Source organism: Neisseria maigaei, from assembly GCF_958267405.1.
Lineage (GTDB): Bacteria > Pseudomonadota > Gammaproteobacteria > Burkholderiales > Neisseriaceae > Neisseria > Neisseria bergeri.
Genome location: NZ_CATQFT010000003.1, coordinates 38,431 through 51,809, shown reverse-complemented (window position 1 = coordinate 51,809; position 13,379 = coordinate 38,431). Strand labels below are relative to the sequence as shown.

11 protein-coding genes are annotated in these 13,379 nt (G+C 51.4%); all 11 read left to right on the top strand.

All coding sequences use genetic code 11. The features are described from left to right. Positions 1–25: 25 nt before the first annotated feature. The 11 genes from glnD (at position 26) to trpE (ending at position 13,342) form a co-directional block, all read left to right on the top strand. Entirely contained in the window at positions 26–2,584 is a 2,559-nt protein-coding gene (gene glnD, locus Q3O06_RS02025) for a [protein-PII] uridylyltransferase (RefSeq protein WP_301817391.1), read from the top strand. Positions 2,585–2,823: 239 nt separating this feature from the next. After that, positions 2,824–3,261 (top strand): SMI1/KNR4 family protein, encoded by a 438-nt coding sequence (locus Q3O06_RS02020; protein WP_301817390.1) that lies wholly within the window; start codon positions 2,824–2,826, stop codon positions 3,259–3,261. Positions 3,262–3,389: 128 nt separating this feature from the next. After that, on the top strand, positions 3,390–4,853 hold the full coding sequence (gene guaB / locus Q3O06_RS02015; protein WP_301817389.1) for an IMP dehydrogenase: 1,464 nt from the start codon (positions 3,390–3,392) through the stop codon (positions 4,851–4,853). A 323-nt stretch (positions 4,854–5,176) separates the two neighbouring features. Then, on the top strand, positions 5,177–6,709 hold the full coding sequence (locus Q3O06_RS02010; RefSeq protein ID WP_301817388.1) for a hypothetical protein: 1,533 nt from the start codon (positions 5,177–5,179) through the stop codon (positions 6,707–6,709). A 1-nt stretch (position 6,710) separates the two neighbouring features. Further along, positions 6,711–7,082 carry a GtrA family protein gene (locus Q3O06_RS02005; protein WP_301817387.1) on the top strand — a complete coding sequence of 124 codons (372 nt, stop codon included), beginning with the start codon at positions 6,711–6,713 and terminating at the stop codon, positions 7,080–7,082. Further along, on the top strand, positions 7,079–7,999 hold the full coding sequence (locus tag Q3O06_RS02000; RefSeq protein ID WP_301817386.1) for a glycosyltransferase family 2 protein: 921 nt from the start codon (positions 7,079–7,081) through the stop codon (positions 7,997–7,999). The genes Q3O06_RS02005 and Q3O06_RS02000 overlap by 4 nt, the downstream gene beginning before the upstream one ends. A gap of 4 nt (positions 8,000–8,003) precedes the next feature. Further along, the gene (locus Q3O06_RS01995) at positions 8,004–8,714 is read left to right on the top strand and encodes a methyltransferase domain-containing protein (protein ID WP_301817385.1); all 711 of its coding nucleotides are present in this window, start codon (positions 8,004–8,006) and stop codon (positions 8,712–8,714) included. Between the two features lie 81 nt (positions 8,715–8,795). Continuing rightward, positions 8,796–9,440: a DedA family protein gene (locus Q3O06_RS01990; RefSeq protein WP_301817384.1), complete on the top strand. Its 645-nt coding sequence runs from the start codon at positions 8,796–8,798 to the stop codon at positions 9,438–9,440. An 18-nt stretch (positions 9,441–9,458) separates the two neighbouring features. After that, the gene (locus Q3O06_RS01985; protein ID WP_301817383.1) at positions 9,459–11,369 is read left to right on the top strand and encodes an ATP-binding cassette domain-containing protein; all 1,911 of its coding nucleotides are present in this window, start codon (positions 9,459–9,461) and stop codon (positions 11,367–11,369) included. 20 nt (positions 11,370–11,389) lie between these two features. Beyond that, entirely contained in the window at positions 11,390–11,755 is a 366-nt protein-coding gene (locus tag Q3O06_RS01980; RefSeq protein WP_301817382.1) for a hypothetical protein, read from the top strand. A 111-nt stretch (positions 11,756–11,866) separates the two neighbouring features. Continuing rightward, on the top strand, positions 11,867–13,342 hold the full coding sequence (gene trpE / locus Q3O06_RS01975) for an anthranilate synthase component I (RefSeq protein ID WP_301817381.1): 1,476 nt from the start codon (positions 11,867–11,869) through the stop codon (positions 13,340–13,342). Positions 13,343–13,379 lie beyond the last annotated feature (37 nt).

Sequence of the window (13,379 nt, the reverse complement as noted above, 5' to 3'; positions counted from 1 at the left end):
TTTCCCACCAATCGAAAGAATAAAAATGCCTGCAAACCTGTCTTCAGCACTGGAAACCTTCAAACAGCAGCGCGCTACCGCCGAAGCGCATTATTTGAAAGCCAACCGCGCGTCGGTATTTTTCAGGGAACATACGGCGGCAGTCGAAACCTTGCTGGCAGCATTGTGGGCAGCGTATTTTCAAAACAGCGCGCTATGCCTGATGGCGGTGGGCGGCTTCGGGCGCGGCGAACTGTATCCCTGTTCGGACGTGGATTTGGCGGTTGTCTCCCCTGCCCCGCTTTCAGACGGCATTCAGGAACAGATTGCCCGGTTTGTCCAAACCCTTTGGGACTGCAAACTGATGCCGTCTGTAAAAAGCGGCGGCATTGACGAACTGTGCGAAAGCGTGCGCAATGATATTACGGGGGACACAGCGTTTTTAGAGGCTAGGTTTTTGTTTGGCAACCGCCAAACAGCAGACGAATTGGCCGAAAAAATGAACGCGCAACGCAATGTAGCGGCGTTTATCGAGGCAAAACTGGTGGAGATGGAACACCGCCACGCCAAATCGCAAGGCTCAGGGGCGGTGTTGGAACCAAACATCAAAAGCTGTCCCGGCGGTCTGCGCGACATCCACACCCTGCTTTGGATAGCGAAAGCACAAGGCTTGGCGGCCAACCTGCCTGCGCTGGTCAAACAAGGCATTCTGACGCGCACTGAAGCCGGTATGCTTTCACACGGCTACCGCCGCCTCGCCCACATCCGCATCCATCTGCATTTAAACGCAAAGCGCGCCGAAGACCGCCTGCTGTTCGATTTGCAGCCGCAAGTTGCCGAAAGTATGGGTTATCAAGGCTTGAACCTCCGCCGTCAAAGCGAAGAACTGATGCGCGTATTTTACCGCGCGATTAAAACCGTCAAACAACTGAGCGGCATCCTCACACCCATGTTGCAAAGCCGCGTTTCCTCCACCCCGATGCTCGTTACCCTGCGGATTGACGACGACTACATCCAAGTCAACAACCAAATTGCCGCGTGGCACACCGATATTTTTTTGAGGCAGCCCGAACACATTTTCAAAATCGTCGAAATCATGCAGCAGCGCAACGACATTACCGCGCTCGAACCGCAAACCCTGCGCGCATGGTGGGGCGCGACGCGCAAAATTAACCGCAGCTTCTACCAAAATCCCGAAAACCGCCGCCGCTTCGCCGGCTTTTTCCGCAGCGGCAACGGACTGACCCAAACCCTGCGCTTCCTCAACCTCTACGGCGTGTTGGGACGCTACCTGCCCGCGTGGGAAAAAATCGTCGGCCTGCTCCAGCACGACCTGTTCCATATCTATCCCGTAGACGACCACATCCTCGCCGTCGTCCGCAACATCCGCCGCCTTGCCCTAGATATGCACAGCCACGAGCTGCCCTACGCCTCCGCGCTGATGCAGTCCTTTGAAAAACAAGACATCCTTTATCTCGCCGCCTTCTTCCATGACATCGCCAAAGGACGCGGCGGCGACCACGCCATACAAGGCATCGCAGACGCGCGCCAATTTGCCGCCGACCACTTCCTGACCGAAGAAGAAAGCAACCTGCTTGCCTGGCTGGTCGAAAACCATCTTCTTATGTCCACCGTCGCCCAAAAAGAAGACATCCAAGACCCCGACGTACTCGATGCCTTCTGCAAACGCGTGCAAACCCACGAACGTCTCAGCGCACTCTACCTTCTGACCATTTCCGACATACGCGGCACCAATCCCAAACTATGGAACGCATGGCGTGCCAGCCTGTTGGAAAGCCTGTTCCACGCCGCCGGACGCTACCTCGCAGGCGACGGCGGCAACCCGCATGCCCTCTTCGGCTGCCGCCAACAAGAAGCCGCCGAATTGCTCACCCGCGCCGCCGTCCCCGAAAAACAGCAGAAAAAACTATGGAACGCGCTCGGTTCTGCCTATTTCGCCCGCCATCAGTCCCGCGAAATCCTGTGGCATGCCGCCAACCTCGTACACGACTTTGAAACCCCCATCGTCCGCAGCCGCATCCTGCCCAAAAGCGATAGCTTTCAAGTCATGGTCTTTATGCCCAACGGCCCGCGCCTATTTGCCCGCCTCTGCCGCATCTTCAGCCGCCACGGCTTCGACATTCTCGCCGCCCGCGCCTTTATCACCGAACACGACTACATCCTCGACACCTTCATCGTGCAAATCCCCTCACAACACGCCCCCGAAGACTACCCCGACATCCAAAGCGCGCTCGAAGCCGAACTCAACAGCTTTATCCACGGACACACCGTTGCCGAAACCCAAAGCCACAGCCGTCGCATCAGCCGCCGCAGCCGCTATATGCCGATTGCGCCAAGCATCACCATCACCCCCGAAGAAGACTATCCAGACTGGTACTCCGTCGAAATCACCGCCGTCAACCGCCCCTTCCTACTCGCCGATATGGCGGAAGTCTTTTTCGCCCACAACGTCAGCCTGCGCTACGCCAAAATCTCCACGTTGGACGAACGTGTCGAAGACAGTTTTACCGTCTTCAGCCCCGATTTGAAAAATCCGAAAATCCAATCTACCCTGAAACAGGCTTTGCTGGAACAGTTGACATAAGCACCCTGCCGGTTTTCAGACGGCATCCGCCGCCGCGCCGTATGCCGTCTGAAGGCGGGGGATATTGCAAATAATTCCTGGACAACACCCATTTGGGAAGCAAAAAGGAACTGGATTAACACCTGATGAACGGGCTGCATTTAACAAATGGAAGCAAAAATATTGGAAAAGCCAAGCCGAAGCGGAATTAAAGGCGAGAGGCAAAAAAATAGGCTGTCATTAATTTTGAAAATACGGATATGAAACAAGAAGTCATAAATAAATTGAATGTTTTTTATCAGAAAAATCCCACTATGTTAGGAAAAGCGGCTACTAATGAACAAATCGCAAATGCAGAAAAAGAACTTAATATTATAATGGATAAAGATTATAAAGAGTTTATTCAAAACTTTGGAGGTGCTTATGCTGGATTAGCGATTCATGCTTTTATAAATGGAACATCAATAGGAAATGAAACAATATTTGATTTAACAAATAGCGCTCGTAGCCTTTTTAATGATACTAATCTTTTCCCTGAAATTAATAAAAGTCTTGTAATTGCTGATGATGGTTCGGGCAATCCTATCGCTATTATGCCTAATGGCGAAGTGGTGCTATTTGATTACGATACAGAAGAAAAGCAGGTGCTTTCAAACTCCTTTGAGGAATTTATTGAAGAGAATTTTGTGGAATGCTAATCTTTATCCAAATCTAAAAAAACATAACACAACCAGCTCAATCGAGGCGTTTTTCTGCATAGACTGTCAAGCTGCCGGCAACGTGCTATAATGCCGTGCATCTTGCACAAACTGAAAGACCGAGCATTATGCGTATCGTAGAAAAAGCCTATACTTTCGACGATGTTTTGTTGGTTCCCGCACATTCGACCGTGCTGCCGCGAGACGTTAAACTTCAAACCAAGCTTACCCGCGAAATCACACTCAACCTCCCCCTGCTTTCCGCCGCGATGGATACCGTTACCGAGGCGCGCCTCGCCATTTCGATGGCACAGGAAGGCGGCATCGGCATCATCCATAAAAACATGACTCCCGAAATGCAGGCGCGCGCCGTTTCCAAAGTGAAACGCCACGAAAGCGGCGTGGTCAAAGACCCTGTAACCGTTGCGCCGACAACGCTCATCCGCGAAGTCTTGGAAATGCGTGCGCAGCGCAAACGCAAAATGTCCGGCCTGCCCGTCGTTGAAAACGGCAAAGTCGTCGGCATCGTAACCAACCGCGACCTGCGTTTTGAAAACCGCGTTGATTTGCCCGTTTCCGCCATTATGACCCCGCGCGAACGTCTGGTTACCGTCCCCGAAGGCACAAGCATAGACGAAGCGCGCGAACTGATGCACGAACATAAAGTCGAGCGCGTTTTAGTCTTGAACGAAAAAGACGAGCTTAAAGGCTTGATTACCGTTAAAGACATTTTAAAAACCACTGAATTTCCCAATGCCAACAAAGATTCCGAAGGCCGTCTGCGCGTCGGTGCGGCAGTCGGCACCGGCGGCGACACCGAAGAGCGCGTTAAAGCCTTGGTCGAAGCCGGCGTTGACGTGATTGTCGTCGATACCGCACACGGACACAGCCAAGGCGTGATCGACCGCGTGCGCTGGGTCAAAGAAACCTATCCGCACATCCAAGTCATCGGCGGCAACATCGCCACTGCCAAAGCCGCTTTGGATTTGGTTGCCGCAGGCGCGGATGCCGTCAAAGTCGGTATCGGCCCGGGTTCGATTTGTACGACCCGTATCGTGGCAGGCGTGGGCGTGCCGCAACTGACCGCCATCCACAACGTTGCCGAAGCCCTCAAAGGCACGGGCGTTCCGCTGATTGCCGACGGCGGCATCCGCTTCTCCGGCGACATCGCCAAAGCCCTCGCCGCAGGCGCGTACAGTGTAATGCTCGGCGGTATGTTTGCCGGCACGGAAGAAGCACCGGGCGAAATCGAACTCTACCAAGGCCGCTCGTACAAATCCTATCGCGGTATGGGTTCCTTGGGCGCGATGAGCCAAGGTTCTGCCGACCGCTACTTCCAAGACAAAACCGACAGCACCGACAAATACGTCCCCGAAGGCATCGAAGGCCGCGTTCCTTACAAAGGTCCGATTGTGAACATCATCCACCAACTGACCGGCGGTTTGCGTTCCAGTATGGGTTATTTGGGTTGCGCCAATATTGCCGAAATGCACGAGAAAGCAGAATTTGTGGAAATCACTTCTGCCGGTATGAGCGAATCGCACGTTCACGACGTTCAAATTACCAAAGAAGCACCGAATTACCACCGCTGATTTGAACAGCCTTTCAGGACAAAATGCCGTCTGAAACCTGATTTCCGGGTTTCAGACGGCATTTTTTTATCTGAACTCCTCTAAATTGTTAAAATATATAATAATTAGTAAGAATAGGTTAAATATAGTCTGCAAATCTACCCCCCACCCCGATTTCTTTATTATGTCAACCGTAACAATTGTTTTGTTATGTAAAAGCCAACTGCCATACAGACGAGACACACATACGGTTCGGTCCTATGTGCGTCCCAATTTAGAAAGGCTTACCTTTCAAACATACTAATATCCTGACGGGTAGGAATGAAACAACCAAGAAAATTTTGATGAACATCGCACTACCTTTATCCGACAAAATACAAAACAGGCTGTTTTTCCTTACCGTCCTTGCAACGGTATGTTTCCTGTTTTATCCGAAATACCTGCCGATGAACGACCTGCCGCAACACGCCGCGCAGGTTGCCGCCTTGGATGATTTGCTCAAACACCGCAGTCCGTGGGCGGATATGCTGCAAATAAATTGGGATACGCCTTATCTGACCGTTTATGCCCTATGGTTGGCGCTGTATCAGTTTATGGGCATTAATGCTTCTTCTAAGGCTTTGGTCTCCCTCGAATTTTTATTTTTCATTTATACGGCAGTCAAAATGAGAAAGGAAATGGGGGCGGAAAGGATGACCGACTGGGTCGCGCTGACCTGTTTTTTCGGATTTGCCTTTCAATGGGGCTTTGTCGGCTACATTATGGGCATTCCCATCGGCATACTGTTTTTCATTACCAACAAGCGTTGGATTGAAAACCCCTCGGCAAAGATGCTTGCCGCCGTTTCCGCATTGGGGATATGGTCGTACTTCTCCCATATTCTGACCTTTTCGTTTTTCTGCTTGCTTTCATACGGATACTTTCTTTTCAGAATTAAAGAAATCCCTTGGAAACAGCGTTTTTCCCTGACAGCCGCCTATCTTTTTTTCGCCGCCCTTTTGGCACGTTATACCGCAAAACCCAACCCCGTCCCCTATAAGGCATTTGAAGACAACTTTATCCAACATTCCTTTTGGGACAAAATACTGGAAATTGCCTACCTGCCTTGGAATATGTCGGTCCTGTTCTACTACGACATTGCCTGCCTCTTCCTATTTGCCGCCCCCATAGCGGCAAACTGCCGCCCCACTCGGGAAAAAAGCCGGTACGTCCCGCTGCTTGCCTGTCTTGCGGTTTATTTCCTGATGCCTCATTTTACCTTTCAAACCAGCTTCCTTTACGAACGCTTCGCCCTGTTCGTCCCTATTTTTTATTATCTGATTTGGGAAAAGAAACCGGAAACGCCGGGCAGGATTGCAGCAAAAATATCGGAAGCAGCCTGCCTGTTGTCCGCCTTGTGCATCGCCGCGCTGACAGGCAAAGCCTACCTTAACAACATCCTTTTTGACCGCTCGCAGAAGCTGGCTGATTTTATAAAAATTTCCCAAATGATGGAAAACGGCAAAAAAGTCCTGACTGTCAACGACCCCTTGTCCATCAGCGAAGGCAGCCTGACTTCGGGCGGCGAGTTCTTCCATATCGCACAATGGTATCAGGCCGAAAGGCAGGGGTGGGCGGATTACAGCTTTGCCTCGGCGCACGCTATGCCCGTCCGCATGAAAATGAAAGAAATGTATGACGGGTACAGTCAAGTCAGGTTTTTGTCCGAATATAACCTGACTCGGAAAACAGACTGTCGCCGCTATGACTACCTGCTTATCCTGACCGCCAACCATACATCGGACACATTGGAAAAACTGCTTGCCGCCAATCCCTCCTGCTCCCGTGTTTCCCATATCAAGACCATAGGGGAATGGTCGCTTTTTAGACGGCATTGATATGCGGCTCAAACGGTTCTCGCGCTACGGCATGGTCGGTATCATCAACACCCTAATCCATATCGCCGTTTTTACCGTGCTGTCAAGCCGGCAATATCCCACCGCCGCCGCAAACCTCATAGCCTTTGCCGCAGCCTCAGCATTCGGTTTTGCCGCAAATGCAAGATGGACGTTCGGTACAAAAGCTTCCTTCAAACGCTATGCCTGTTTCGTACTGCTGATGGGTTTTGCGGCATCGGCAAGCGGTTTGGCATCGGATGCCCTTGCTATGCCGCCGCAGGTCGCTGCCGTCGGATTTTCCGCCATCAGCCTGATATATGGCTACCTGTGCTCGAGTTACCTTGTTTTTGCCCAAACAAAAGGAAAACCATGAAAATATCGCTTATCGTCCCGGTGTGGAATGAAGAAGCTGCCATTCCGATTTTCTACCGTGCCGTCAGGGAAAGCAGGGGGCTTCAAAAATACGAAGTCGAAATCGTCTTCTGCAACGACGGGAGCACGGACAATACGGAAACCGTTTTGGAAAACCTCGCCCTTGCAGACCCCTTGGTCAAACCGCTGCACTTTACACGCAATTTCGGCAAGGAAAACGCCCTTTTCGCCGGCTTGGAACACGCATCGGGCAATGCCGCCATTCCGATTGACGTCGACCTTCAAGACCCCATAGAACTGATTCCGACTATGCTCGAAAAATGGCGTGCCGGCGCAAAAACCGTATTGGCAAAACGCATCGGGCGGACGCAAGACCATCCGCTCAAAAGATGGAGCGCGTCCTTCTTCTATAAACTTTACAATAAAATCAGCCCCGTCAGAATTGAAGAAAATGTCGGCGATTTCCGACTAATTTCACGCGACATCATCGACACCGTTATCAAAATGCCCGAACGAAACCTCTTTATGAAAGGATTACTTTCCTGGCCGGACAGAGGGGAAGTTATCGAATACACCCGTCCGAAACGCATCATCGGCCATACCAAATTCAATGCCTTGAAACTTTGGAATCTCGCTTGGGACGGCATTACCGGATTTTCGACCGTCCCGCTGAAGATATGGACGTATATCGGCTTTTTGTTTGCATTTACCGCATTTTTATACGGCTCATTGATTATTCTCCGAACGCTCGTCTATGGAAAAGATATTCCCGGTTACCCGTCGCTTTTGGCCTGCATCCTGTTTCTCGGCGGAATCCAGCTCATCGGTATCGGCATACTCGGCGAATATATCGGGCGTATCTATATCGAAACCAAACAGCGTCCCCGATATATTTTAAAAAACCGAAAGAAAGGATAATAAAATGGATGTAAAAGAAAGCGGTATTTTGGGCGACAGCATCAACAGCCATTGGTATTACGCATCCAAAGCACTTGCCGTTGCCAATCTTTTAAAAGGCAGAACCTTCCGCAAAGTGCTGGATGTCGGCGCAGGCTCCGCCTTTTTTTCACACTTCCTGCTGGAAAATTCCGATATACGCGAAGCATTGTGCATCGACACCGCCTACACGGGTGAAAAAGATGAGTCATATTGCGGCAAACCGATTCATTTCCGCCGCACCATCGGCATGAGCGATGCCGACCTGGTGCTGATGATGGATGTTTTGGAACACGTCGAAGACGACAAGGCAATGCTAGAGGACTATATCGCAAAAGTCCCTTCCGGCACGGAATTCCTCATTTCCGTACCCGCCTTCCAGTCCCTGTGGAGCGGGCACGACGAATTTTTGGGGCATTACCGCCGCTACCGCCTGATACAGTTCGAGAACTTAATCCGCAGCACCGGGCTGACCGTCCTCGGGGGGAACTATTATTTTGGCGCAGTATTCCCCCTTGCCGCAACCGTCCGCCTGCTCGGACGGTTGAGATCCGGACAAAATCCCAAATCCCAACTGATGCGGCATCATCCCGTCATCAACCGCATACTGGCTTCAATATGCCGCCTCGAAATCCGCATACAAAAAAGCAACCGCTGCGCGGGACTGACCGCCTTTTGCCTTGCAAAGAAAAAATAAAACCGATGCCGTCTGAAACTTTTCAGACGGCATTTTTCCAATCGGTTAAAATACACGGTCTATTTTTTTAGGAAATGCACCGTGGTTGCATCTGCCATCGACTTCATCCTCCATATCGACCAACACCTGCTTGCGCTGTCGGCACAATACGGCATTTGGATTTACGCCATTTTATTTATTATTGTGTTCTGCGAAACCGGTCTGATTATTACCCCCTTCCTGCCCGGCGATTCGCTGCTGTTTGCCGCTGGTGGGATTGCCGCACTAGGCGGTATGGATATTCATCTGATGGTTATGCTGCTATTTGTTGCCGCCATACTCGGTGATGCTCTCAATTTTACCGTCGGTAAGTATTTCGGCGGCAGGCTGTTCGCCAATCCCGATTCTAAAATCTTCCGACGCAAATATCTCGATAAAACCCACCGTTTTTACGAAAAACACGGCGGGAAAACCATCATCATTGCCCGTTTTGTACCCATCGTCCGCACCTTCGCCCCCTTTGTCGCCGGTATGGGGAAAATGCACTATGCCAAATTTATCCGCTACAACATCATCGGCGGCTTGTTGTGGGTTATCCTGTTTTCTTATGCAGGCTATTTCTTTGCCAACTTCCCCGTCGTAAAAAACAATCTGGGCTTGGTGATGGGCGGCATCATTATTGTTTCCGTCCTGCCCGGCATCATCGAAATTGCCCGCGCCAAACTTGCGGCAAAATCCGAACGTTAATTGTTGGAAATTGACATTATGAATATATTATCCGTAGAAAACGCTTCCTTTGCCGTCGGCCACGTCGCCTTGCTCGACAAAACTTCCTTCCAACTCGACAGCGGCGAGAAAATCGGTTTAATCGGCCGCAACGGTGCGGGTAAATCTTCGTTTCTAAAAATCCTTGCCGGTGTGCAAAAGCTCGACGACGGGCAGATTATTGTTCAAAACAATCTCAAAATCGTTTATGTGCCGCAGGAGTCCTTTTTTGATAAGGACGCAACCGTATTTGATACCGTTGCCGAAGGTTTGGGCGAAATTCGCGATTTATTGCGCCGTTACCACCGCGTCGGCCATGAGTTGGAAAACGGTTCGAGTGAGATTTTGTTGAAAGAGCTCAACGAATTACAACTCGAAATCGAAGCGAAGGACGGCTGGAAACTGGATGCGGCAGTCAAGCAGACTTTGGGCGAACTCGGTTTGCCGGAAAACGAAAAAATCGGCAACCTCTCCGGCGGTCAGAAAAAGCGCGTCGCTTTGGCGCAGGCTTGGGTGCAAAAGCCCGACGTATTGCTGCTGGACGAACCGACCAACCATTTGGACATCGACGCAATTATCTGGCTGGAAAATCTGCTTAAAGCGTTTGAAGGCAGCTTGGTTGTGATTACCCACGACCGCCGTTTTTTGGACAACATCGCCACGCGCATTGTCGAACTCGATCGCGGCATTCTGCGTTCCTATCCCGGCTCGTTCTCCAAATACAGCGAGAAAAAAGCGCAAGAGTTGGCAGTCGAGGCGGAACACAACCGTCTCTTCGACAAATTCCACGCGCAGGAAGAGGCGTGGATACGCAAAGGCATCGAAGCGCGCCGTACCCGCAACGAAGGCCGCGTGCGCCGCTTGGAAGAGCTGCGCCGCCAGCGTGCCGAACACCGCAACGTACAAGGGCAGGTCAATTTCAAGCTCGATAGCGGCGAGAAAAGCGGCAAAATCATCGCCGAACTGGAACACGCTTCGTTTGCCTATGGTGACAAAGTCATCATGGATAAATTCTCCGCTATTTTGCAGCGCGGCGACAAAATCGGCTTAATCGGCCCAAATGGTATCGGCAAAACCACCTTCCTCAAGCTGATTTTGGGCGAATTGCAGCCGACCTACGGCAGAATCCGCATCGGCAGCAAGCAGGAGGTCGCCTATTTCGACCAGTTCCGCAGCGCGTTGAACGAAAACGACACCGTGTTTTACACCCTCGGACAAGGCAACGATTACGTCGAAATCGGCGGTAAGAAAAAGCATGTGATGAGCTATTTGGAAGATTTCCTATTCCATCCAGCCCGCGCACAAAGTCCCGTTTCATCGCTCTCCGGCGGCGAACGCAACCGCCTTTTGCTGGCAAAACTCTTTACCCGTCCTGCTAATATTTTGGTCTTGGACGAACCGACCAACGACTTGGACATCGACACTCAAGAGCTGCTCGAAGACCTGTTGCGCGATTACCAAGGCACGGTATTCCTTGTCTCGCATGACCGTATGTTCCTCGACAATGTAATTACCCAAAGCATTGTTTTCGAAGGACAAGGCCGTCTGAAAGAATACATCGGCGGCTATCAGGACTATATCGACGCAAAATCACGCGAAGCGAAGATTCAGACGGCATCCGCACCCAAAACAGCCGATGCCGAACCGGTGAAAGAAAAACCCAAAGCCAACCGCACGGTCAAACTTTCCTACAAAGAACAGCGCGAACTCGACGCCCTTCCTGACGAAATCGCAGCTTTGGAAACCGAGCAGGCTGAAATCAATACCCGGCTTTCCGATCCTGAAATTTTCAAAGATTACGAAAAAGCAGGTGCGTTACAAAGCAGGGCTGAAGAAATTGAAATGCTGCTTTTGGAAAAACTGGAACGCTGGGAGCTGCTGGAAACCAAACAGAACGGCAATGCCGTCTGAAATCAAATAGGAAGAAAAAAATGTTCAAACGACCTGAAGAAATCATTGTCCTGATACTTGCCGTCCTCTGGATTACCGGTACGTATTTTCTCGCCGCCCTGTTTGGAGCGGATACTTATACCGTGTTAAAAATCACTGCCCTTACCCTGCTTTGGTCTGCCGCATCATTCCTCCTTTGGCAAAAAAACCTCAGCCGGCATATCTGGCCGCTGCTGCTCGGCTGCCTGACTGCCTGTTGGTGGCCGTATCTGAATCAATCGGTCGCACCCGGTTCTTTACCTTGGTATGCATCATGGACGTTCAAAACCATCTTAGCCCTGATTCCCGTAACTGCAGGTTATCTGTTTAAATGGAAACAATACCGGCAGCGCAAAACAAAGCCGTAAGCCCGTCTTTTTTCAGACGGCATCTCCGGTCAGACTGTCAACAATTCCGATAAAATGCTATACTCGCACCCCTTATCATGCCGTCTGAAACCGCCTTTTGGGAAAGCAGAAATGATCAGCAAGCAAGAATACCAAGCCCAAGCCGCCCAAGGCTACAACCGCATCCCGCTCGTGCAAGAACTCCTTGCCGACTTGGATACGCCGCTTTCCCTCTATCTCAAACTCGCCAACTGCCCCTATACCTACCTGCTCGAATCCGTTGTCGGTGGCGAACGTTTCGGCCGCTATTCCTTTATCGGCCTGCCTTGCAGCCACTATCTCAAAGCCAGCGGCAAACATGTCGATGTTTACCAAAACGGCGAAATCGTCGAACAACACGACGGCAATCCGCTGCCCTTTATCGAAGCCTTCCACAACCGCTTCAAAACGCCCGAAATCCCAAGCCTGCCGCGCTTTACCGGCGGCTTGGTCGGCTACTTCGGTTACGAAACCATCTACAATTTCGAACACTTCGCCCACCGCCTGAAAAATACCGCCAAAGCCGACCCGCTCGGTACGCCCGACATCTTGCTGATGCTGTCGCAAGAGTTGGCGGTTATCGACAATTTGAGCGGCAAAATCCACCTCATCGTTTATGCCGATCCCTCGCAGCCCGACGGCTACGAACGCGCCCGCGAACGCCTCGAAGACATCCGCACCCAGTTGCGCCAAAGCTGCGCCATCCCGCTTTCGTTCGGCAGCAAACACACTGAAGCCGTCAGCGAATTCGGTGAAGAACCGTTCAAAGCCTGCGTCGATAAAATCAAAGGTTACATCTTCGCCGGCGACTGTATGCAGGTTGTCCCCAGCCAACGCATGAGCATGGAATTTACCGACAATCCGCTCGCCCTCTACCGCGCCCTGCGTACATTAAACCCATCGCCGTATATGTTCTACTACGATTTCGGCGATTTCCATATTGTCGGTTCCTCGCCCGAAATCCTCGTCCGCCGCGAACGCGACGATATCATCGTCCGCCCTATTGCCGGTACACGTCTGCGCGGCAAAACACCAGCCGAAGACCTCGCCAACGAGCAAGACCTGCTGAGCGATGCAAAAGAGATTGCCGAACACGTCATGTTGATTGACTTAGGACGCAACGACGTCGGCCGCATCAGCAAAACCGGCGAAGTCAAAGTCACCGACAAAATGATGATTGAAAAATACTCCCATGTAATGCACATCGTCTCCAACGTCGAAGGCCGTCTGAAAGACGGTATGACCAACATGGACATCCTCGCCGCCACCTTCCCCGCAGGCACACTCTCCGGCGCACCCAAAGTCCGCGCCATGGAAATCATCGAAGAAGTCGAACCGAGCAAACGCGGCATCTACGGTGGCGCGGTCGGCGTATGGGGCTTCAACAACGATATGGATTTGGCAATCGCCATCCGTACAGCCGTGGTGAAAAACAACACGCTATACGTCCAAAGCGGCGCAGGCGTGGTTGCCGACTCCAATCCTGAATCAGAATGGCAGGAAACACAAAACAAAGCCCGAGCAGTAATTCGTGCCGCGCAGATGGTGCAGGAAGGGTTGGATAGGTAGGCTTGGCGTTTTCAGACGCCCTTTAAGGAATCAACAG